Here is a 22,470-nt window from a genome sequence, read left to right as displayed (position 1 = left end):
CTAAGGCAGTTCTTCGGGAAGTTCGGGGACCATGTTGTTGTCCAATGCCTCCAGCGCCTGATGCTGGGCCCCACAGCTCAACCGAGCAACTACATAGGCGCGGCTCAGGCCGTCGATCGCGGCGGGTTCATAGAGCGCCTCGTCGCTGAGTTCCATTAGCTTGCGAGCGAAATAGGCGGTGCCGCGCCGCGCAAGAAGCAGGTCCTCGGCAGGCGCGTTGGGGGCATCGAAGCGCGCCCCCTTGCCTACGCGGGCTTTCAGCGCCTCGCGGGCGGCCAGATCCGTCTCTGCCGGAAGCATTACGACTGGCCGTCGATCATCTGACGCATGAAGCCCAGACGTTCCATGATCGGCGCATCCGAAAAACGGAAGAGATCGAATTGGTTCTGCGCCCGCAAGGACCATGGCACCCAGCTTGGCACAACGAACATGTCGCCCTTTTCAAGCCCGTACTCGACACCGTTCATTACCACGGCGCCCGAGCCGTCAAAGACCTGGAACACCGTGGAGCCAACCTCGTGACGCGTCACGGTTTCGGTCCCTGCCCGCAGGCGGTGAAACTCGCAACGGATCGTCGGCATGACATCGCCGCCGGTGGTCGGGTTGACATAGCGGATTGCCGCGTGGCCTTGCTCGACCGTGGCGGGCTGGCCTTCGTCCTCCAGAAGCAGCTGCTCGGTCAGCGCGCGGTCGGTAAATTCCCAGCGATAGACACCGATCGGCGAAGATGCGGTATTTTGCAGCTGTGATAGCGGACGCAAACCCGGATGACACCAAAGACGCTCACCACGGGAATAATCCGGCGTGGCATTATCGGTCACCCGGTCGGAGCCAAACTCAAAAAAGCCGACATCCATCTGCTGGCTGAACGGAATGTCCAGGCCATCGATCCAGGCCATCGGCTCATTGGCGACATTGTGGTGGCCATGAAAATTCCAACCGGGCGTCAGCAGTAAATCCCCGCGCGACATGCGCACCGGATCGCCATTGACTACGGTCCAGACGCCGTCTCCCTCGACAACGAAACGGAAGGCGTTCTGCGAGTGTCGGTGTTCCGGCGCGTTCTCGCCCGGACAGAGATACTGGATCGCGGCCCAGAGCGTCGGCGAGACATAGGCATTGCCACCGAGACCGGGGTTGGCAAGCCCGATGGCACGGCGTTCGCCACCGCGACCGACCGGCACCAGCTCACCGGATTTTTCCGCCAGCGGCAGAAGATCGGCCCAACGCCAGACATGCGCCACGGCCTTGGACTTGGGCGTCATCGGCATCAGGTCGCCGAGTTGGGTCCAGAGCGGCAGCAGGTTCTGCTCTTCGAAACCTTTGTAAAGCGCGCGTAGTTCCGGTGTGTCTTCCGGCTGCATACCGTGCGCAACGGTGTCGTGGTTACGATCTTCGGTCGACATGGTGAGTTCCTCCGGTTTTTGTCACGTCTCGGGTGCGTGCATGTGGGGCTCGGCGCGTCAGGCGGCGTCTGGTTGATTGGGCGGCGCCGCGTTCCGGAAGGTGGGCGGCTTGTCGAGTTCCGCATAGATGCGCGAAATCACCGGCCAGCTTTTCAATGGCACACCAAAGCGCTTGTTGTTCCATATCTGGGCATAGACACAGCAATCAGCCATCGTGGGTGTGTGGCCGTGGCAGTAAAGCCCGGTTTCGTCCGATCTCGAAAGCTCGGCTTCAAGCGCATCGAAGGTGATAGCAACCCAATGGGTGAACCATTCTTTCTGCGCCTCTTCATCGGCACCGAATTGATCGCGAATGCGGAACAGCACGCGCAGATTGTTCAGTGGGTGGATCTCCAGCGCGATCATATAGGACAGGGCGCGTACACGTGCGCGACCGTCCGCATCCGCGGGCAAAAGTGCTGGCCCCCGATGGGTCTCATCCAGCCATTCCATGATGGCCAGAGATTGCGTCAGATAGCTGCCGTCCTCTTTCTCAAGGGTAGGGACCAGACCTTGCGGGTTCTTCGCCAGATACTCGGGCGTCCGCGTTTTCCCCGGTGCTCAGCACATAGAGGATATAGTCATAGCTCAGCCCCTTCAGGTTCAACGCGGCACGCAGCCGCGTTGAAGTCGAGGACCGGAAGAAGTTATGTAACTTCAGGGTCATGTATCAAGCCCTTCAGGCTTCGCGTTTGCCGATCGGGGTCTCGATCTTGCCAAGGTCCTCGATCTCGACCACGCAGGTGTCCCCCTCGTTCATGGCCCCGACGCCCGCCGGGGTACCGGTCATAATCAGATCGCCCGGCTGCAGCGTGATCGAATGCGACAGGATCGAGATGATCTCCGGCACCGACCAGATCAGTTCACTAAGGTCTGCGTTGTCTGACGTCAGCGCCTATGGGACAGATTTGATGTTTTCGTAACGGAGGATTTCTGGTTCATCGCAGCCACCATGGAGCGAAGATGAACAAGAAATCCGGAACATCGAAGGACGCCGCTGACAAGCTGGTCAAAGGGATCAAGCGCAAGACGCGTAAGCAGTACTCGGCGGAAGAGAAGATCAGGATCGTGCTGGCGGGCCTGCGCGGCGAGGAGAGTATCGCCGCACTATGCCGCCGTGAGGGTATCAGCGAGAGCCTGTATTACACGTGGTCGAAGGAATTTCTCGAGGCGGGCAAGCAGCGCCTGGCCGGGGATACCGCCCGCCAAGCGACATCGCCTGAGGTCAAGGAATTGCGTTCGGAATCGGCCGCGCTCAAGGAAGTCGTTGCTGATCTGACCTTGGAAAACCGTCTGCTCAAAAAAAGCATGGTCGGGGATGGGGAGTACGAGGCATGAGGTATCCTGCATCGGAAAAGCTGGAGATCATCCGCACCGTCGAAGCCTCACATCTGCCTGCCCGTCAGACGCTGGCCATGCTCGGCATTCCACGCACGACCTATTACCGCTGGTATGCCCGCTGGTCCGAGGGTGGGTTTGACGCGCTTGAGGACACGCCGTCCCATCCGGGGTCTGTGTGGAACCGCCTCCCGGATGAGACCCGGGCGGACATTATCGAGTTTGCACTCGAACATGAGGATCTGACGCCCCGTGAGCTGGCGGTGAAGTACACCGATGAGAAGCAGTATTTTGTCTCGGAATCGTCGGTTTACCGCATCCTGAAGGCGGAAGACCTGGTGACGGCACCGGCGCATATCGTGATGAAGGCTGCCAATGAGTTCCGGGATAAAACCACGCGCCCCAACGAGCTGTGGCAAACTGACTTCACCTATCTGAAGGTTTTGGGCTGGGGTTGGTTCTACCTGTCGACCATCCTCGATGATTACAGCCGCTACATCATCGCCTGGAAGCTTTGCACGGCGATGAAGGCCGAGGACGTGACCGACACGCTCGACCTCGCGCTGGAGGCCTCGGGATGTGACTGCGCAACCGTGGTCGCCAAGCCAAGACTTCTCAGCGACAACGGCGCCTCTTACATCGCGGGCGACTTGGCGGATTACCTCGACGAAAAGGGCATGGATCATGTCCGCGGCGCACCCTACCACCCACAGACCCAAGGCAAGATCGAACGGTGGCACCAGACCATGAAGAACCGTGTCCTGCTTGAGCATTACTTTCTGCCCGGTGATCTCGAGCGCCAGATCGGGGCCTTCGTCGAATACTACAACAACCAACGCTACCATGAGAGCCTTGGGAACCTGACGCCCGCTGACGTCTATTACGGGCGCGCAGAGCAGATCCTGAAACAGCGAGAGGAGATCAAACGAAAAACAATGCTCACCCGGCGCTTGCGCCACAAAACTGAAACCGCATAAAATCAATCAAGGATGAGCCAGAGCCTCCAAACGGAAAACCGCTCAGATGTCTCAAATTATCTGACGACGCACATTACTGATCCTTACTACAGCACCGACTGCCAGAACATTACCCCTATGATCCAGTAGTGTTGCTCCATCGATTGAAAGCAACTCTTCCCTAAGCGTACGGTTCAGTTCGTGGAAGGGCCGCTTCTGTATGACGGCGCCAAGCGCTTTTGTTTTTTCCGAAATTCTTAGGTCCAGCCTGTCAAATTCGGATACCAGCGAGTGCCAACTCTCGCGTTGACCAGAACCTACAATTCCTAGGCAAGCACCTCGCCTCCCAAACGAGGCATCGAGAATAGATTCATATATTGCACTACGAATCTTCGGATCACGCGGCACGGCCATTTGGCCCAAGATCGGACTGTGGGTAAGGAAATGCCAAATCCCATTCCGTCTTGAGAAGAGAAGCTGCCCATCGCGAAAGACTAGCAACTCTCCATACCCATTGAGTACAACTGCAACCCTGCCTTCTCGATCTGCGGTCCAGTTCGAAATCGCCGATTGCATCGAAGGGCTTGCCGGAGCCGTTTTGACCTGATGATTTAGAGAAATGTGCTGAATGAAACTCAAACCTTCATCGAATGCCAGCATGCTGTTGTACCCGTTCGACAGAACGGCACCGATGTCGTTCGAAGCAAAAAGGTCAAATTTGATGCCGGTGTCCGTTTTCGCAAAGGGATCGATGCCTATCGCGCCGGTTATTGGCGTACCTTCGTAAAGTCGCGTCGACCAGCTCGACATCTGATCGAGCAAGGTAAGAACGTTCTTCTCCATGGATTCTTCAGAGACCGCTCGTGCAACTAGTCGCCTTTGGAAGGTCGAGAGCAGATCGCCTTTGAGGTCTCCCTTCAGTTCGTCGTTCATTTCAGCCAAAATACTTGAGAAGGCTTCAACTACCCGAATTTCTCGGGCAGGGTCTTTTTTCTTTGCGAACGGCTGATCTCTTCGAAATATTAACCGGTATGTATCTGATTTGTTCACCTTAAACCCAATCTTTTGAGGACTGAGATAGGCGACAGTTGCCTCTGAAGAGTTTGAACGTTCAGAAGACGCGTCTAAAGACGCGCCCGAAAATAGTGGGAGGAGGTATTCCTTAGATATCTCTCTGAGAAGATCCTCGTTCATCCCTTTTGGCAAAGTGGACCGATCTCTTTTCTTAATCGCCAATATTCAACCCACATTCTCCAAGTAAGTCGCTGATTTCGCTGTCGTAATCGTGATATTTCGCATATAAATCATGGCGTTGACGGCTGCGAGGGGCGCGTTTCATGGATCACCTGGAGGGTGCGGGCTTGGCGCGGGGAGATCGGGTTGATTTCGACCGCCGTGTGCGTCTGGAGTTCCGTGGTGCGCAGATCAGTTCAGACGGTGGCCTGCTGGTGATGCGCGAGCTTGATGACGTGCTCGGCCTGTCCAATCTGGCGTCGGAGGCGCTGCGAGACAGCCGCACCGGGAAGAACACGCTCCATCGGCTTGACGGATTGTTCCGGCAATCGGTGTTCGGACGACTGGCCGGATACGAGGATGTGAACGATGCCGACCGCTTGGCCCTCGATCCCGTGATGCGTCAGGTCGTTGGCGGCAGGGCCGTCGAGGCGCAAGCTGCTTCGGCATCGCAGATGGGACGGTTCGAGACCGAGACGCTGGCTCTGGCCGCGAACCGGGCGGCGCTGGCCGATCTGAACGGCCAATGGATCGACCGGTTTCATGACCGCAACGGGTTGAAATACATCGTGCTGGACATGGACAGCTCGGTCAGCCCCACCCACGGCGATCAGGAAGGTACTGCCTGGAACGGGCATTTCGACTGCACCTGCTATCACCCCATCTTCTTGTTCAACCAGTTTGGCATGCTGGAGCGCTGCGCCCTGCGTAACGGCAATGTCCACAGCGCCGATGGCTGGCGGGATGTCCTTGATCCCGTCATTGCCCGATATGCTGGCCGCGACCTTGGTGGACGCTTCTTCCGGGCCGACGCTGCCTACGCGATCCCCGCGATCTATATGCGGCTGGAAGAAGCCAGGTTCTTCTACGCCATCCGTCTGCCCGCCAACGCCGTCTTGCGCGAGAAGATCGCGCATCGGCTGACACGGCCCGTGGGACGGCCTTCGCTGACCAAGGTCAAACGGTTCTTCGAGGACTTCGAGTATCAGGCGGCGTCCTGGGACAAGCCGCGCCGCGTCATCGCCAAGATCGAATGGCATCCGGGCGAGCTGTTCCCCAAAGTCGGCTTCATCGTCACCAACCTGCCGATGGAGCCAGACTGGGTGGTGAGGTTCTACAACCAGCGCGGCACCGCAGAGCAGCACATCAAGGAAGGCAAATATGCCTTTCGCTGGACGCGGCTGTCATGCCGGAAGTTCCGGCACAACGAGGTGCGGCTGCAACTGCACGCGCTGGCCTACAACCTGGCAACCTTCCTGCGCTGCATCGAACTGCCCGAGGCCATGGCGGACTGGTCGTTGACCAGCCTGCAACTCAAGCTGATCAAGATCGGCGCCCGCGTCGTCCGCCACGCCCGCGCCATTACCTTCCAGTTGGCCGAGGTCGCCGTCACCGGCCCGATGGTGCGGGCCGTCCTTGCCGCCATCCGCCGTCTTCGAACGCCTCCGTCATGCGCATGACCACGATCCATGCCCAAGCTGAACGAAAGCGGCAGGACAGGTCCGTCTGCCGCGCGGAAAAGCGGCTCTGCCGGGCCAGAATGCTGCGGGTTCGAGGCTTGATCCACCCGACTTCGGCCGTTTGCGCGACGACAGACACCGCTCGGGGCGAAAAACGCTTGCCCAGCGAGCAAAATCAGGCGATCTTGAAGTCAAGCGGCAGGCCACTTGGGGAATGTCGGGTGATTAGCAAGATCGGGACCGCCATGGCGTCGACCTATGCCTTCAGCGCCGGAGCGCACGGAGACTGGCGTATCTCCTCGATCGCGGCCTATCGCGGCGCCGGCCTCGCACCGGCCGAGGCCCTGACCATCCACCCCTGGGAGCCCGGCCCGATCGATGACCCTACAAGTTGGCGCCTGCTCGGCACGGTCAGCAACCTCCGCTATGCGACGCGAGACGAGGTGGCCGGCCTGAGGGCGCGCCAGGAGGGCCTCGACCGCCGACAGGCGACCCATGCAGCCCTGATCCCAATCAAAAAGTCGGCGGCCTGGTGGGACCTCGCGCAGGATGACAGACGCGCGATCTTCGAAGAGACCTCGCAGCACACGGCGATCGGCATGGAGTACCTTCCGGCGATCGCGCGCCGGCTGCACCACAGCCGCGACCTCGGCGAGCCGTTCGATTTCCTGACCTGGTTCGAGTTCGCACCGGCCGATGAGCCGGCGTTCGACAGGCTTTTGGCGCGGCTGCGAGCGACGCGGGAATGGGATTTCGTTGAGCGCGAGGTCGATGTCCGGCTTGTCCGGACCGAGCCTGTCTAAGCGAAGCCTCAGACCCGCCCCGACACCGGAATGAACGCACCGGTGACGCCGCTGGCATCCTCGGCGAGCAGGAAGGCGATGGCGTCGGCGATCTCACGCGGCCGCACCCAGGCGGTGTGGTCGGCGTCGGGCATGGCCGCCCGGTTCTGCGGGGTGTCGATGATGCTGGGCAGGATCGCTTCAAACCACCTCTTGAACGCCAAACGCAGCGAGGACTTGTTCCTAGCGAACTCGCCCGTCTCTCTTGTTGCAGTAGTGGTGGGCAAAATACACAAGCGAAATCGTTCGGGACCAGCCGTACACATCCTTCTATCACCTTCTCTTCCCAGTCAAAGAGTGCGCACACAAGGCGGTGGAGTAAATTTTGAGTTGTCCGATCACATGGCAGGCCGATGTCTGCTTTCGGCACACGAGATACTGTGTGGAGCATTTGTAGCGAGCGTCCGCTATCCGCCCCTTGTGAGGGTGCGCCGTATCCAACGACGCGATCCTGGCTGAATGTCCGCTTCAAAGTTCTGACGAGGGTGCGTTCGCACCCGCAGCGAATGCCCGCTTTCCGCCGATGCTGTTGAAAAACTCTGTGCTTGATCAGAGCAAATGCTTCTGATTCCATTGGATTATGGGGAATTGGAGGGTTTGCGATGCTTGGAAGGCAAAAGGTTCACGCCCGGTTGTTCTACGAGTTTGATCTCGAGACGCATATCCCGGCCGACCATCTTCTCCGGGGAATTGATCGCTTTCTGGATCTGGATGGTCTGCACGACGATATGCGCGGCTTTTACAGTCACACCGGCCGACCTTCGATCGACCCCGAACTCATGATCCGGATGCTGGTCGTTGGCTATGTGATGGGGCTGCGGTCCGAGCGGCGCCTGTGTCAGGAGGTGCATCTCAACCTCGCCTACCGCTGGTTCTGCCGTTTGGGCCTCGAGGACAAGGTGCCTGATCATTCAACCTTCTCAAAGCTGAGACATGGAAAATTCCGTGACAGCGACATCTTCCGTCGCGTCTTCGAGCGGGTGGTCGCCCAGTGTATCTCCCTTGGCCTAGTCGGCGGCACCGGCTTTGCTGTCGATGCCAGCCTGATCAGCGCGGATGTCCAGACGCAGAGCTCCAGCTGTCAGGATAAGTGGGATGCGGGTTCCATCGACCCGTCAGAGGCACCGAGGGCGGTGCGCGAATATCTCGACACGCTTGACGAAGAGGCTTTCGGAGCGGCCACGCCCGTAAAGCCAAAGTTCACGGCTCATGCTGATCCTGCCAGCCAGTGGACCGCCGCGCGCAAGGGGCCCGCTTTCTTCGCGTATTCAGACAATTACCTGATCGATACGGACCACGGGATCATCATGGATGTCGAAGCGACGCGATCGGTGCGGCAAGCCGAGGTGGGATCTACCCTTACAATGCTCGACCGCACAGCCCAGCGTTTCAGCCTGCGCCCAGACTGGCTGGTTGCCGATACAGCCTATGGATCCGAAGAGAGCCTGGTCGAGATCGCCCTGAAGCGGCAGATCCTGCCCTTCATCCCGGTCATCGATAAAGGCGAACGCACGGACGGGACCTTATCGCGTTCCGACTTCACCTGGGATGATGAGAATGACCGCTACATCTGCCCCGAAGGTAAGGATCTGCGACACACGCGAAGGAATTATTCAGATCCGGAGCGTGTCTCCTCCGAGATGAAACCGCGCAGGTATCGCGCGAAAAAGGCAGACTGTCAGGCCTGCCCTCTGAAAGCAAAATGCTGCCCCAACAGCGACACGCGCAGCCTCCAGCGCGGGAAATACGAGATGGTGCGTGACTTTGCCCGCAGCTGCACGGCCTCCGCATTCAATGAGAACGCTCAGAAACGGCGCAAGAAAGTCGAGATGCTCTTTGCGCATCTGAAGCGCATCCTGGGCCTCAACCGTCTCAGGTTGAGGGGACCGTTGGGGGTGAAAGACGAGTTTACACTCGCCGCTACCGCCCAGAACCTCCGAAAACTGGCGAAGCTCTGCCCCACAACGGCCCCATCGGCGCCGGTCGGCTGAGAAACCCGATCTCACCGCCGTTCAAATCGATCAACTCTCACTGAAAAAACACGAAGTGTGGAAACCAGTCCGAAACTGCTGGCGAGTTTTTCAACAGCATCCGCCCAAGGACGAAGCCGCTCCGCGGCACTGTCGTCCGTGGCTGGCGTCTGGCGTTAATCTGATCGCGGTGCATTTGGCGACGGCTGTTTCTGGCTGACGATTGAGACCTCTCAATCGACAGACAGGAGGTTCTCATGGGCGAAGAGAGGATTTCACCGCTGCGCCAGCGGATGATCGAGGACATGCGCATCCGTGGCATGGGCGAGAAGGCGCAGGCTGCGCATATCCGGGCGATCAGGGATTTCGCGGCCTTTCTCGGGCATTCGCCTGATACGGCCACGCCAGAGGAACTGCGGGCCTATCAGTTGTACATGACCGACACCGGAGTCACGCCGTCGACGTTCAATATTCGGATCGTGGCGCTGAGGTTTTTCTTCGGCATGACCTGCGGGCGCGAGGATATGAAGCGGTTCATGCAGTTCCGCACCGAGCCGCGCAAGCTGCCGGTGGTCTTCAGCGTCGAGGAAGTCTCTCACATCCTGATGGCGGCGCCCGGGCCGGGGCTGAAGTATCGAGCGGCGCTCAGCATCTCATACGGCGCGGGTCTGCGGGCCGCCGAGGTCTGCAACCTGAAGATCGGCGACATCGACAGCGACCGGATGCTGATCCATGTCGAGCAGGGCAAGGGCAGGAAAGACCGCAAGGTGATGCTGTCGCCGGGCCTGCTGAACTTGCTGCGCGACTGGTGGCGCGAGGCGCGGCCGGAGGGCTGGCTGTTCCCGGGCAAGCCCAAGATCAACCCGATCTCGCCGCGCCAGCTGAACCGGGCCTTCACCTCCGCCAAGCATATGGCGGGGATCTCCAAACCCGCGACGCTGCACACACTGCGGCACAGCTTCGCCACCCATCTGCTGGAGGCGAACACGGACGTGCGGGTGATCCAGGTTCTGCTTGGCCATGCCAAGCTGACTACCACGGCGCAGTATACCCATGTCGCGACGAAGACGATCCGTGATGTCGTCAGCCCCTATGAGATGCTGGCGAAGTTGCAGGATCAGACCGTGAAGCGAAGCCTGGAGTGACCGGTGCCGGGCGTGTCCCGGCCGGGGCTGGAGATCGCTGATATCTTCCGACGATACGGCCCCGCGTGGCGGCGGGCCAATTCCGGGCATGTCAGCCTGACCCAGCTGAAGGTGATGTCGGCCATCGAGACCTGCCGGACCGAAGCGCTTGGCGGGCATGTGGCGGGCTGTGCCAAGTGCGGCCACCACCATATCGCCTATAACAGCTGCAAGAACCGGCATTGCCCCAAGTGTCAGGGACCAGCGGCGCGCGACTGGATGGAAGCGCGCGCCGTGGACCTGCTGCCGGTGGAGTATTTCCACGTCGTCTTCACCCTGCCGGCCGGGATCGCGCAGGTCGCGTTCTGGAACAAAGGGGCGGTGTATGGGCTGCTGTTCAAGGCATCGGCGGAAACGGTCATGACCATCGCCGCCGACCCCAAGCGCCTTGGCGCCCGTGTCGGCATGACGGCGGTGCTGCACACCTGGGGATCGGCGCTGACGCATCATCCCCACATCCACATGATCGTACCGGGCGGCGGTCTGTCGTTCGACGGCGCCAGATGGGTTGCCTGCAAGCGCGGGTTTTTCCTGCATGTGCGGGTTCTGTCGCGGCTGTTCCGACGCCTGTTTCTGGACGGACTGAGGGATCTGCACCGGGCCGGTCAGTTGGTATTCCACGGCGATCTGGCCGGGCTGACGGATGAGCGCACCTTCACCGCCTGGCTCGCCCCGTTCCGCAAATCCGAATGGGTGGTCTATGCCAAGCCGCCCTTCGGCGGCCCCGAAGCCGTGCTGGCCTATCTCAGCCGATACACCCATCGTATCGCCATCTCGAACCACCGCCTGATCAGCGCAGACGCCGAGACCGTGGCCTTCCGCTGGAAGGATTATCGCATCAAGCACGGCGACCGGCAGAAGGTCATGCGCCTGGCCACGCCCGAGTTCATCCGCCGCTTCCTGATCCATGTCCTGCCCGATGGCTTCCACCGCATCCGTCATTACGGCCTGCTCGCCAGCGCCACCCGCAAGGCCAACATTGCGACGATCAGGATCCTGCTCGGCGCAAATCCGCCGGAGCAGGCACCGCCACCCAATGCGGAGACCGCCCCGCTCACCCTGCGCGAACCATGCCCCTGCTGCGGCGGCCCGATGCGCATCGTCGAAATCTTCCGTCGCGGGCAGAAACCACAATCGCGCGCGCCACCCCGGGAGCAGGCCGCATGACGAAGCGCCCGTCATTACCGAGAGAAATGCCCCGGCGCGTGACCGCAGGCCGGATCACCTCCGGCTTGCCCGCTGCCGCGATCAGCCTGAAAATGCATCATCATCTGCTCCGGCCGACTCCCAAAACAGCACTACCAACCGATCCGGCAAGCCGTCGAGGCCTTCCTGTCCCTGCCAGCCGACGCTCTGACCCGGCCGTCGCCACATCGCGCGGCACACTTTCCCCATAGACAGCGCCCGGCACCACGCGGCTTCCACCTTGGGAGGATTTCCAACGCGGGCCGACCACACACCAGGCCGCACCCTTGCACCGCGGCCCACATCGGAAATCCTTCACCATCACTGTCATTCATGCGATGTGCGGCGAAGGTCCGGTTCCCGCCCAACACGTCTATGCAGCGGTAGCATTTGCTCTGCAGAACGCAGCCGCAGCGAAAGCCCGCTCCGTCCCGCATTGCTGACCTTGAAGCCCTGAACGATGCTGCACGGTGCCACGAAGGTCAGGTATGGGGAAGCCGCGCTGCGGCGATGGCCACTCTGGCGAACGGCAGCTCTGGGCCGCTCTGCCGGGCGGACCCACTCGCTTGGGCGTCCAGCACGCCGCGCCGCCGCATGACCGCATCGAGCCCATTTCAGCTTTCCGCGTTGAACGAAACGCCCCTCCGGGCAAGCCGGGGCGGTTCAAATTGTGAAAAGTTTCATTGAGAGTAAGAGTGTGGGGAACGGAAGGGCGCCAACCGATGACCTGCCCTGATCGCGCATGTCGGTTTAGGTGACCACCAGCAATACGCGGAGGATACCATGCCAGCTCACGACACGAGCATTGCGCGTCGGCATATGTTCGCAATATGTTCCGAGAATGCCCGCCCGATCACCTTCAGGTAACCCGTTCAGAAACCCGCGCTTGAGCGATCAGGCGAGGAGCGGGATGCTGCTGACGGTCAAGTGTACGGGATGCGGGCGCGTTGCTCGGTTTTGGGCGAAGGACCTGATTGAGGTGATCGGGCCCGACCACCAGGCCCATATCCCGCCGTTTCCCTGCGCGCGCTGCCGGACGAAGGAATGGATCAATTGGTCCTGGTCCGTCCCGTCAGCAACAGAACTGGCCGCAGGCTTGACCATAAGGCGTCCGGTCAGGAAGGTGACGCGGTGGATCTGGCGAAACGAGGACGCGTGAATGTGCAATTTGTACGCGAATACGACGGCGCAGGAGGCAATGCGGGGGCTGTTCAAGGTCGCGGCTGAGCGCGACCGGCTCGGCAATGAACAGCCGCGCACAGCCATCTGGCCGAAATATGATGCGCCGGTCGTGCGCATTGACGGAGACGGTGAACGTGAGCTGGTGCTGATGAAATGGGGCTTTCTGACGCCCAAGACCTCGGCGAAGACGGGAAGGCCCTTGAAGCCGGACGCCTGGAACAATGCGCGAGACGACAAGGTGGCCAGCTCGGGCCTGTGGAAGTCGTCATTTGCTGGCCGGCGGTGCCTGGTGCCGGTTTCGGCGTTCCGCGAGGCCAAGGGCAGAAATCCAGCAACGGATTTCTGGTTCGGCCTCGCAGCCGAAGCCGATGACGACCGCCCGCCCTTCGCCTTCGCTGGTCTCTGGCGCGACGGCCAGCCAGGCGTCGACGGCGAAGAGGGTGACTGGCTGACCCATACGGTTGTGACGACGGTGGCAAACGAGCTTGTCAAGCCAGTCCACCCGACGCGGATGCCGGTGATCCTCGATCCCGGCGATTACGATGCCTGGCTCGACGGATCCGAATCCGAGGCCGGAAAACTGCTTCGACCCTATCCAGCCGAAAAAATGCGGATCGTGCGACAGGGCGTCGGCATTACATCTGACAAGGATCAGTGACCGCCGCCAGCCGGGGCCGGCAAGGCGGGCATCTCGATTTCATCGGCCGGCCAGAACCACGGCTGATAAACGCCGTCCTCGGCAATATCATACAGGGTTTCCTCGTCGTCGGCCGACAGCCCGTCTGGCGGGACATAGAGCGCGATTGGCTCGGCGGTGTCGAGTAAGAGGGCATTCGCGACCGGCGCCGACGATTGAAGATTGTATTTCAGCGACTTGGCATAGGCGCGGTCCTTCAGTGCCTCAACAAGCTGATGCTCGCGGTCGCCGTCGAACGGGATCCAGTGTTCGTTGACCGTCATGCCGGCAATCTCCCGGATCTCGGCATAGTTATTGCGGATGCTGAAGGTCGCAATCAGGATCAGATGCCCATCGCCTGCAGCTTCTATGGCATGGATCTTGTCCGCAAAAAGCCTGTCGAAGCGCGCCGCCAGGTCATCGTCCATGAAGAAGGCAAAATCCGGCAGATGCTTCATCTTCAGCTTGCGGCCATATTGTGACGGCTCGATCGACTTGAACTCTGCGACGACAATGCCAAGCGGGACAGGCTTGCCGCGCTGCGGGGCCAGCCCGCGCAACCAGCTGCGCCGCTCCAGGGCCAGTTCATCTCGGCGCTCGTGATTGTAGACTGGCGGTACCATGAGAACGGAAGCGAAGGGATGTGCCTTGGTCCCGGTATTTTGCGCCACGCCGGTCAACTCGCGATGGATAATCCACCAGTTCCGGCGCTGCCATTGCGGCCGCCACTTTGTGAGGCCCGCGGCATCCCAGAGATAGTGAAGCGTGCCGAGCAAAGACAGCTTCTTGGGATTGGCGACGACGGAGGTCGTTTCGGTGTCAGCGCCTGGCGCCGGCACGCTGCGCCCGCCGCGCATGGTCAGTGAGAAATCGAGCCGCAACGTCGTGTCGCCGGCATCGTCGGTGACGATTGCGGCCCCGGTGACGTGTCCGAGCCCGGACAGCTCTGGCGGCGGATCAAAGGACGCGCAGCCAGGGTCATGGGCATGGCCGGTTCCTGGCATGCGCTTCAGGTAATATTCGCCGCCAATCAGGGCGACATACATTTTCGGGTGTGCGGGGCAGCACAGGCACGAGGGCCGAAGCTTCTGGCTGTGGGCCCGTTCGAGAATGGTCTGAAAGTTCGGAGCGTCTGCAGAAAATTCAAAGTCGTTTATACGATACGATGACACTTTGTGGGTTCCTCTGTCGCCCTGTCGCCGCCGTTCTAATCAATCATCAAGCAAGTCCTGGTTGACATTCTAACGTCTGGATATACATTATCGAATATCTGGATATACCACAAGAGATATACACCAATGCCGGGACTTTTCATCAGGGATGAAGCGGTTAACGCGCTTGCTGTGGAGGCTATGAGGCTGACCGGCGCAGATAATAAAACAGAGGCTGTTCGATCTGCGTTGAAGGCTGCCATCAACGCGGCAAAGGATCAAGTTCCTTTGCTGGAACGTCTTGAATCTGCGAGAGCTATTGCTGACAAGATCGGACCAGTGAACCCTGACTACGATGCGAAGGCAGATGCTGACGCGATGTGGGGCGACTACTGATGTTCATAGATGCGTCAGCGGTGGTGGCGATACTGAACCGCGAGCCTGGATCCGACGAATTGGCAAAACGGCTTGCTGCCAGTGACAAGCCTCCACTGTTTTCTCCGCTCGCGCGATACGAGGCGGTTGTAAGCCTGGCCAGATCGCGTTCAGGAAAGCACAAGGCACCTGACAGCGACCAGTTCGAGGCAGCAAAGGCTGCTGTCGATCTGTTTTTTCAGGAAGCCCGTGCTAAGAGCGTGATGATCTCAGATACTCTCGGTACAGGCGCGCTTGCGGCGGCGCAATCCTACGGGAAGGCCGTTGGGCACGAGGCCGATCTGAATTTCGGAGACTGCTTCTCCTACGCCTGTGCAAAAGGTTATCGGGTCGCGCTTCTCTACAAAGGCAATGATTTTTCAAAGACAGATCTGGCCTGAAAGGACCATGCGGCGATGAAATCTCAACCGACTGATAGCGCTCCTTCAGAATGATCGCAGATAAACCAACGGACCGGGATCAGGCCGCCGCAGATCAAGTGGACCTTTGGGCCAACTGGTATGGCTTCGACAGGGCGTCCGAGATGAAGAAATGGGGCGAGCAGGCTGAGCGCGAAAGGCTGGCAGATCTCGCCGGTAAGAGGGATGACTGATGAGTGAACTGACGCAACATATCAAATGCGATGTCGAGCTGAACGTGTCTGGCCCGGCCGAGAGGACAGTAGCCTCGTGGACGGCGGCGGCCTTGCGCCGGATAGCCGACAAACTGGATCAGGGCGAGTACGAAGATGGCCATCACAAAGTGACTGATGGATCTGGCCGCCCGATTGGCAGCGTCTATTTCGACTTGTCTGAAGGTGTCCGCTAATCGTGTTTTTTGTGGACACCCTCTCAATCTGTCCGTAAACCTTTGCCGCAACGCGTAATCGGACAACTTGATTTTCGGACGGGTTTTCGGACAACTTGAGTGACCTGATGCGTTTCTCGCGCTTCTTTGTGATCGGAATGCCATGCCACTCATAGGATACGCCCGCGTTTCGACTGTCGGTCAGGATCTGGCCCTTCAGCTCGATGCCCTCCAAGGGGCTGGTGCGACCAGGATTTTTGACGATCATGGCGTATCCGGCTCCAAGACAGAACGTCCTGGCCTGACGGAAGCACTCCGCTTCCTCCGCGAAGGCGACACGCTCATCGTCTGGAAGCTCGATCGACTTGGCCGCTCGATGACGCATCTGCTGCAAACCGTTGCCGATCTGGAAAAGCGCGGTGTCGGCTTCAGGTCCCTTACCGAGAACATCGACACGACCACGCCTACTGGCCGCCTGGTTTTCCACATCTTCGGCGCCCTTGGCGAGTTCGAACGGGATCTTATCCGGGAAAGGACGAATGCGGGGCTGGCCGCCGCGGCCGCCAGGGGACGAAAAGGCGGCCGGCCGGCGGTCGTCACACCAGAACGGATCGCACGGGCCCGTCAGCTCATCGCCTCTGGACTGACGGTGCGTGAGGCGGCAGCGCGGGTAAAGATCGGGAAAACTGCCCTCTATGCGGCACTGAAGGAAAAGACCAACGTCGCCGGCAGCACGGGCTGAAAGCGAGACGCAAGTATCGAGCGTCAGCCTGTGCGAGAACTGCCTTCGTAATCCTAATTGATTGCCATTTTCCCACCAGATATGCTGGCGAAGCAGTACAGGCGGGGACGCCGATGGCTGCGAAGGTGAGGGCGGGCGCTTCGGCGTCCGCTCGTCTGCTTTCAGACTGCGGGCTTTCATGCGCTCTTCCTGGGCCGGCCGTCAGGTTCGATGGCCGAGGCAGTGAAACCTAGCATTTCAGACCTTTCTTGCGTCGCGCTGTCCATAGATTTTCCACTGCTTGAGCCTGATGAGACTGCCGTGCAGGTTCAGCCCGCCGCGCGCCGCGATCCGCGTCATGGCACACAGCATGGCGCCGGGCTTGCGGACTGGATCAACGTCGCGGAAACGATTGGCGTCAATAACCAGAACAGTCAGGGCGGCAGCGAGATTACCCATGGTTTCAGCGGCGGCATCCCATGCGGTCGGGTGTATCCCGAGATCCGGCAAGATCGTGATGGCTGCTTTGACGAAATGGTGGTTTATCAGCGCATCTCCTGGTCGACAGACCCCATCAAGGTAAAGGCGCATGTCATCTGAGGCCATCCGATAGAGCTGATCCGGCGTGAATGTCTCTGTTAGTGCCGGCTTGCGCCCGTCGCCCGGCCGAAGATCATCTTTTTCTCTGCAATCGCCGGTGCCGATAGGCATCGGCATGGCATAATTGTCGTCGGACCGCTTGCGGGCCGTCTGTATTATCTTGGCGGAGGAACCGCTACAGAATTCAGATATATTTATCCTTGTATTTAAGATCGCCGGAACCTGGGATTCCGTCACGCCGGAAGATTTCTCCTGACATGACAGCATTTCTAACAGCAGATCACGGTTTCTGCTGATCTCCTGAAGATGGTCCTCAAGCGCCTCGATACTGCGGAACGACGCATAGCGGCGGGGCCATCGCGCGAAATCTTGCAATGCGGATGCGAGGATGGCGTTCTTGGGGTCGACCTCGATCAGCCGCTCGATTGCGTGGCGAACATCGCGCTTTGCGGCCGAGCATTCGAGCCGCAGCGCCTGGAAGCGACGCTGTTCCGCTTGGCGTGCGGCGTCGAGTCTAACGAGATCGAGGACGCAGGTGATCAGCGGGGCGAAATTGATCCCAAGACGACGACCGCCGGCCAGCTCGACACCGGAGCGATGGCCATCAGCGGCCGTGTCGATCTCGATCAGCCCACAGGCTTGTAATTGCCGCTCATGATTGCGCAAGGCGCGATCCGTGATGCCGAGCTCGGCGGCAAGATCCTGTTGCGCCCGAAAACAGACCGGATCGCGATCCGGATCGGTCCAATCGTGCACAGACGTAGCACGCATCATGCGCAAGAGCGCATCGCGCCGTGCAAGGCCGAGGCCGAATGCTGCGCGTGCGTGGCGCTCGATCAGCTCGATCAAGTGATTGAACGTGATGCCATCAGGCAGCACGGGCCGGGATGGTCTGGGGGCGGCATGCGCCGCATGGTTCATTGTCATGTCACTGCTCCGTTCTTTTTGAAAGACGGGGCGTCCGGGCAAGACCTTATTGTTCGCGCAAGCGCGTTTTTTCGTTGATCTCGATGTTCGGAGAGGCTAGAACAGACCTTAAGAGTTGAAGGTGCTGAGGTTTGGTAGACCTTGGTTCTAAGCCCCCCCGCCGGAGTTGTCACGTTAATCGGGTAGCGATTGCCTCCTTGCTGTTTGCTACGTAGGTCACGGCGATGCAGACACCTTCCATCAGCTACAAGCGGCACCGGTTCCCGCCTTCGATCATTGCCCACGCGGTCTGGCTGTACGTCCGGTTCAATCTGAGCCTGCGGGAGGTTGAGGAGATGCTGCTCGAACGTGGCATCGACGTCTCCTATGAAACGGTTCGGCGCTGGACGGCCAAATTCGGGCCGCAGATCGCGAGGAACTTGCGGCGATGCCAGCGCCGCCCCGGCGACATCTGGCATCTTGACGAAGTCGTGGTGAAGATTTCCGGCAAGACGTTCTGGCTCTGGCGCGCCGTTGATCAACGCGGCGTTGTTCTGGACGAGATCCTCCAGTCCCGGCGGGACAAACGGGCCGCCAAACGGCTTTTGCGCAAGCTGATGAAACGCGCGGGGTCTGTTCCCAAGCGGATTATAACGGACAAGCTCCGCTCATATGGCGCGGCCAAGCGCGAACTCCTGCCCGATCTGGATCACTGGTCGCATAAGGGGCTCAACAATCGTGCCGAGAACAGCCATTTACCGTTCCGAAAGCGAGAGCGCGTGATGCAGGGTCATCGCTCGCCAGGCGGCCTGCAACGCTTCGTGTCCATCCATTCAGCCGTCCGCAATTGTTTCTCCGTTCCAGCTCGCCGACGCGCCGCCCTGACCATTCGCTACCACCGGATGGAAGCTCTCCGCATGTGGAAAGTAGCAGCCAGCATCGCCTAAGACCTTCATTTACGGCCTTGCCAGCCAACCCTTCGGTTAACGTGACAACACCCGCGCAAGACACCTGTTTGCATGGGAATGCCCTTCATCAGGATCGGAAGACCGGAACCCGGCCCAGACCCATCTGAGGGACCCCAAAGGCCCTCATCCGTCAGTCACAAAACCCGAAGAACACTTTTACTTTTCGTGGACCAAACCCATGAAACACCCAACCGCCACCGAACTGTACTGGTACGACGGGATCAGAACTTCCACAGGCCCCATCGGCTAGACCTGTGGCGGCTCCTTCTTCACGAGATTGCCCCAACCGCTCAATCGGCCCGCAACTGCCAACTTCTTCATAAAGCGTTCTGATGCTTTGGCTTCCCGCCGATGTAGCGGATCGGCACCCTGGAAAGGGAAACCATGTCAATGATGGCTGTTATGGACATAATTTCTCATTGCGAACACTAAAACACAATAACCCATTGTTATTAAATCTTTTTCATCCACCGGATGGATCGGATCATTCCGCAGCCAACATCAAAGCACTCTTTTGAAGAGTTCGGGTGTCATGAAATCAAGAGATTGAGTTGCACCCGCTGTTCCGTGATATCCTCGCCGTCCACTACGACCAAATCAGTGGAACGCGGGACCGCTGGCAACCAGCTGCTGCGCTTGAGGAACCGATTGCCTCGCTGGCCATGTCGCCATTATCGAAGTGACTGAGAAGTTACCGGCTCCCCTTCCCCGCGCGCTGGAATTCGAGGATCGAGCCCTTGGTCAAACGGTTTTGGCAACCATCGATCGTCTGCTCCTTGTGCGCTACGGCCCGTAGCCACGATATCATGCAACAGACATCCACAACCTACCTCTCAGGCATTAGCACCGATGAAGGCCAAGCGAATATCCGAGGCCAGGTTCCAAATCGCCGTCAGCAGGCGCCGGATAGAGTAGAGCCAATTGTTAAGGGTATTCATCATCAGATCTCAGACATCGAAAAGGGCAGGGGCCGCGGAGGCGAGCAACTGCGTAGGTTCCAGACCCATTGATTTTGGTTGTTTGGCGTGATTCAGGCTCCGTAAGGAGACTGATCAATGAGCAACCTTTTCTGGCTGACTGACGCGCAGATGGCGCGCCTTGAACCTTACTTCCCAAAATCGCATGGCCGGCCCCGGGTGGATGACCGGCGTGTGCTGAGCGGAATAATCTTCATCAATCGCAATGGGTTGCGATGGTGCGACGCGCCGAGGGAATACGGACCGGCAAAGACCCTATACAACCGCTGGAAGCGCTGGAGCGACAATGGGGTGTTCGCCCGGATCATGATGGGTCTGGCGGCCGAAGGCGCTGAGACCAAGACAATCATGATAGACGCCACCTACCTGAAAGCACACCGCACAGCCTCCAGCTTGGCGGTGAAAAAAGGGGGCGCGCGCGACAGATAGGTCGCACGAAAGGTGGCATAAACACCAAGCTGCATGCCGTCACAGATGCGAAGGGCCGGCCAATCCGGTTCTTCATGTCGGCCGGACAGGTGAGCGATTATACCGGTGCGGCGGCCCTGCTGGACGGCCTGCCGAAGGCGGATTGGATCCTGGGGGACCGGGGATACGATGCCGACTGGCTGCGAGAAGCATTCAAAGACAAAGGGATAGAGGTTTGCATTCCGGGTCGAAAGTCCCGTAAGAAGACTGTGAAATACGACAAACGCCGATACAAACGCCGCAATCGGATTGAGATCATGTTTGGACGGCTGAAGGATTGGCGCCGCGTTGCGACCCGATATGACCGCTGTCCGGAGACCTTCCTTTCCGCCATTGCATTGGCCGCGACAGTCCTCTTTTGGCTCTGAAACTCAATGAGTCTGGAGCCTAGGTTGGCTGCAGCGCAACACTCTGTATGTTCTTCGCTAGCCGCCTTTGCGCTACTAGCAGCTATGGTCACCAGCTGAGATCTTACCATGATGATCGGGATGCCCTCGTCATCAGATCTTTGCCGCGACGAAGGCGAAAGCCTCTTTCACGGTCTCAAATACTGCCACACCTTAACCCCCTAACTTTTTTCTCTCGAACACCGCTTGTGTGCCGAGAGCCTACTTAACAGCTGTTAAGTTTTGCCATGCCAGCCGCACGCGATCGGAGTTTAACAGCTGTTAAGCCGCGTTCCGCCGGCCAATCAATGCCATGACCATTGGGCCACAGGAAAACTCGCCTGCCGCAGCTTTGGCAGTCAGAGCTCGCAAGTATCCACCAGGCGATCTTATGTCGGCGAAGCGTTCCAGCATGGCAGCAACGACGATCGACGCTTGCTCCGGACCCATGAACCGCTGTGCTTCTTCCCATGCAGACGCACTAATCCCCATGGCTGGCCGCACATGGCACGCCGCATCGAAAAGCTGATGCCAATGCCGGATCTCACCTTGGTAGAAGGTCTTAAGCGAGGGACATGCCGCGATCACCAGGTGGAGCGGGATCTTTGGCAGGTGTCTTGTGTCCTGTTCATCGACGTCAGCCACAGGCTCATCCGTGTCCACGTCTGGCACACCCGCCGCCACCCCGCTTTTTTCTAAAGCAGGTTCAAGATCTATAGATTCTTTATTTGAATTATGATGGTGACGCTCAGAACGGGCATCATTGGTGTTCATTTCTTCTGTTTCTGGGCCATCAATGATGTTGCGTGCCTGATCAAGGAGAGCTTCAAGGTCGGCTCGATAGGCCGCGAGGTCCTCAATTGAAAGCTTGCGGCGAAGCGCGCGGGCTGTGAGTGCAGCCTTGTCGCGAAGCTGATCCCAGAAGCCTAGGCCGGGTTGTATCTCGTCTCCGAACTCGGCGAGGGCCGCGAGATCGCGTCGCATGAGGCTTACGACCTCTCTCAGGCGCCTGACGCGCTCCTCACCCTCACGTACGGCCTCTGCGGCCCGTGCGATCTCCTCGGACTGACAGTAGAGCGGGGAAAGATCGAAGCCAAAGGCAACGCGATCTTCGCCGTGCTTGCGGACGTAACGCTTCCCATTGGGGCTATCACGCCGCTGGAGCAAGCCAGCCTCGACAAGACGCGCGAGGTGACGACGCATCGTGGAGCAGGGCATACCATTCAGGCGCTCACAGATCGCCTTGTTCGAGGGGAAGACGACCATCTCGGCGTTCCCGCCAAGCGCATCGTCCGGAAAGAAGCTGAGGAGCCCCTGCAAAACCGTCAGATCACGTTCCGAGACCCCAAAGGCCGCTTGCGCCTTGGAGAGCTCGCGCAGGAGTTCCCACTTGTTAACGGGTCTGGCTGGAACAGATGCCTCGGGTCGCTCAATGACGCGCAAATGGGCGTGGGAAATCGGCCGCATAAACGGCGAGATTGGTGTGTACTCCATGAAAATGTCCACGAAGACAAAAAATCTAGGGCCCGCGAATCGCTTTGCGCTTGCGGGGTAGGGGCCAGAACGCTACATTCAGAAGTGCGAAAACTGAGATTTTGTAG

20 protein-coding genes and 3 pseudogenes are annotated in these 22,470 nt (G+C 59.4%); 14 read left to right on the top strand and 9 right to left on the bottom strand.

Annotated elements, in window-relative coordinates; all coding sequences use genetic code 11:
* From PAF20_RS17755 to PAF20_RS17740, 4 genes and pseudogenes are all read right to left on the bottom strand, one after another.
* Positions 1-300 (bottom strand): DinB family protein, encoded by a 300-nt coding sequence (locus PAF20_RS17755; protein ID WP_067951168.1) that lies wholly within the window; start codon positions 298-300, stop codon positions 1-3.
* The gene (locus PAF20_RS17750; RefSeq protein ID WP_271073603.1) at positions 300-1,406 is read right to left on the bottom strand and encodes a cupin domain-containing protein; all 1,107 of its coding nucleotides are present in this window, start codon (positions 1,404-1,406) and stop codon (positions 300-302) included. The genes PAF20_RS17755 and PAF20_RS17750 overlap by 1 nt, the downstream gene beginning before the upstream one ends.
* A gap of 57 nt (positions 1,407-1,463) precedes the next feature.
* A pseudogene (gene maiA / locus PAF20_RS17745) lies at positions 1,464-2,112 on the bottom strand (maleylacetoacetate isomerase).
* 12 nt (positions 2,113-2,124) lie between these two features.
* Positions 2,125-2,325: pseudogene (locus tag PAF20_RS17740) on the bottom strand (fumarylacetoacetate hydrolase family protein); the annotation flags it as partial.
* An 83-nt stretch (positions 2,326-2,408) separates the two neighbouring features.
* Between PAF20_RS17740 and PAF20_RS17735 the strand changes: the two are divergent.
* Positions 2,409-3,760 (top strand): IS3 family transposase gene (locus PAF20_RS17735; protein WP_434802970.1). Its coding sequence is split into 2 segments (ribosomal slippage): positions 2,409-2,744 and positions 2,747-3,760, totalling 1,350 coding nucleotides; the frame shifts between segments, so codons are not numbered across the junction.
* Positions 3,761-3,811: 51 nt separating this feature from the next.
* Here the strand turns inward: PAF20_RS17735 and PAF20_RS17730 are convergent.
* Complete coding sequence (locus PAF20_RS17730) at positions 3,812-4,933, bottom strand: hypothetical protein (protein ID WP_271073601.1); 1,122 nt, start codon at positions 4,931-4,933, stop codon at positions 3,812-3,814.
* Between the two features lie 143 nt (positions 4,934-5,076).
* Here PAF20_RS17730 and PAF20_RS17725 point away from each other — a divergent pair, with 143 nt between their 5' ends.
* Both PAF20_RS17725 and PAF20_RS17720 read left to right on the top strand, forming a co-directional pair.
* Positions 5,077-6,432: an IS1380-like element ISPme1 family transposase gene (locus PAF20_RS17725; protein ID WP_011997539.1), complete on the top strand. Its 1,356-nt coding sequence runs from the start codon at positions 5,077-5,079 to the stop codon at positions 6,430-6,432.
* A gap of 245 nt (positions 6,433-6,677) precedes the next feature.
* Complete coding sequence (locus PAF20_RS17720; RefSeq protein ID WP_199259175.1) at positions 6,678-7,235, top strand: chlorite dismutase family protein; 558 nt, start codon at positions 6,678-6,680, stop codon at positions 7,233-7,235.
* Positions 7,236-7,243: 8 nt separating this feature from the next.
* Here PAF20_RS17720 and PAF20_RS17715 read toward each other — a convergent pair.
* Positions 7,244-7,414: pseudogene (locus tag PAF20_RS17715) on the bottom strand (SDR family NAD(P)-dependent oxidoreductase); the annotation flags it as partial.
* Between the two features lie 462 nt (positions 7,415-7,876).
* On the opposite strand from PAF20_RS17715, the gene PAF20_RS17710 reads away from it, so the two are divergent.
* The 4 genes from PAF20_RS17710 (at position 7,877) to PAF20_RS17695 (ending at position 13,453) form a co-directional block, all read left to right on the top strand.
* The gene (locus PAF20_RS17710) at positions 7,877-9,265 is read left to right on the top strand and encodes an IS1182 family transposase (RefSeq protein WP_271073600.1); all 1,389 of its coding nucleotides are present in this window, start codon (positions 7,877-7,879) and stop codon (positions 9,263-9,265) included.
* 236 nt (positions 9,266-9,501) lie between these two features.
* Complete coding sequence (locus tag PAF20_RS17705; protein ID WP_271073599.1) at positions 9,502-10,389, top strand: tyrosine-type recombinase/integrase; 888 nt, start codon at positions 9,502-9,504, stop codon at positions 10,387-10,389.
* Between the two features lie 12 nt (positions 10,390-10,401).
* A complete protein-coding gene (locus tag PAF20_RS17700) occupies positions 10,402-11,595 on the top strand; it encodes an IS91 family transposase (RefSeq protein ID WP_271073622.1) in 1,194 nt (397 codons plus the stop codon).
* Between the two features lie 1,177 nt (positions 11,596-12,772).
* Positions 12,773-13,453 carry an SOS response-associated peptidase gene (locus tag PAF20_RS17695; protein WP_271073598.1) on the top strand — a complete coding sequence of 227 codons (681 nt, stop codon included), beginning with the start codon at positions 12,773-12,775 and terminating at the stop codon, positions 13,451-13,453.
* On the opposite strand, the gene PAF20_RS17690 is transcribed toward PAF20_RS17695, so the two are convergent.
* Entirely contained in the window at positions 13,447-14,643 is a 1,197-nt protein-coding gene (locus PAF20_RS17690) for a DUF1173 family protein (RefSeq protein WP_271073597.1), read from the bottom strand. The two genes, PAF20_RS17695 and PAF20_RS17690, sit on opposite strands and share 7 nt — an antisense overlap.
* Before the next feature lie 126 nt (positions 14,644-14,769).
* Here PAF20_RS17690 and PAF20_RS17685 point away from each other — a divergent pair, with 126 nt between their 5' ends.
* The 5 genes from PAF20_RS17685 (at position 14,770) to PAF20_RS17665 (ending at position 16,585) form a co-directional block, all read left to right on the top strand.
* Positions 14,770-15,018: a type II toxin-antitoxin system VapB family antitoxin gene (locus PAF20_RS17685; RefSeq protein WP_271073596.1), complete on the top strand. Its 249-nt coding sequence runs from the start codon at positions 14,770-14,772 to the stop codon at positions 15,016-15,018.
* A complete protein-coding gene (locus tag PAF20_RS17680; RefSeq protein ID WP_271073595.1) occupies positions 15,018-15,437 on the top strand; it encodes a type II toxin-antitoxin system VapC family toxin in 420 nt (139 codons plus the stop codon). Before PAF20_RS17685 ends, PAF20_RS17680 begins: the two co-directional genes overlap by 1 nt.
* Positions 15,438-15,487: 50 nt before the next feature.
* Complete coding sequence (locus tag PAF20_RS17675) at positions 15,488-15,649, top strand: hypothetical protein (RefSeq protein WP_271073594.1); 162 nt, start codon at positions 15,488-15,490, stop codon at positions 15,647-15,649.
* Positions 15,649-15,864 (top strand): hypothetical protein, encoded by a 216-nt coding sequence (locus PAF20_RS17670; protein ID WP_271073593.1) that lies wholly within the window; start codon positions 15,649-15,651, stop codon positions 15,862-15,864. The genes PAF20_RS17675 and PAF20_RS17670 overlap by 1 nt, the downstream gene beginning before the upstream one ends.
* Positions 15,865-16,006: 142 nt before the next feature.
* Positions 16,007-16,585 (top strand): recombinase family protein, encoded by a 579-nt coding sequence (locus PAF20_RS17665; RefSeq protein ID WP_271073592.1) that lies wholly within the window; start codon positions 16,007-16,009, stop codon positions 16,583-16,585.
* A gap of 237 nt (positions 16,586-16,822) precedes the next feature.
* Here the strand turns inward: PAF20_RS17665 and repC (PAF20_RS17660) are convergent, their stop codons facing one another.
* Positions 16,823-18,091: a replication initiation protein RepC gene (repC, locus tag PAF20_RS17660; protein ID WP_271073591.1), complete on the bottom strand. Its 1,269-nt coding sequence runs from the start codon at positions 18,089-18,091 to the stop codon at positions 16,823-16,825.
* A 224-nt stretch (positions 18,092-18,315) separates the two neighbouring features.
* On the opposite strand from repC (PAF20_RS17660), the gene PAF20_RS17655 reads away from it, so the two are divergent.
* A complete protein-coding gene (locus PAF20_RS17655) occupies positions 18,316-19,017 on the top strand; it encodes an IS6 family transposase (RefSeq protein ID WP_271073590.1) in 702 nt (233 codons plus the stop codon).
* Between the two features lie 1,076 nt (positions 19,018-20,093).
* A protein-coding gene (locus PAF20_RS17650; protein ID WP_271073589.1) for an IS5 family transposase occupies positions 20,094-20,851 on the top strand; the annotation gives its coding sequence in 2 pieces (ribosomal slippage) (positions 20,094-20,430 and positions 20,430-20,851; 759 coding nt in all).
* A 300-nt stretch (positions 20,852-21,151) separates the two neighbouring features.
* Here PAF20_RS17650 and repC (PAF20_RS17645) read toward each other — a convergent pair.
* On the bottom strand, positions 21,152-22,363 hold the full coding sequence (repC, locus tag PAF20_RS17645; RefSeq protein WP_271073588.1) for a plasmid replication protein RepC: 1,212 nt from the start codon (positions 22,361-22,363) through the stop codon (positions 21,152-21,154).
* Between the last annotated feature and the right edge of the window lie 107 nt (positions 22,364-22,470).

Source organism: Paracoccus albus (assembly GCF_027913035.1).
Classification (GTDB): domain Bacteria; phylum Pseudomonadota; class Alphaproteobacteria; order Rhodobacterales; family Rhodobacteraceae; genus Paracoccus; species Paracoccus albus.
The sequence above is the reverse complement of the archived record's forward strand: the minus strand, read 5'-3'. Positions and strand labels throughout refer to the sequence as shown.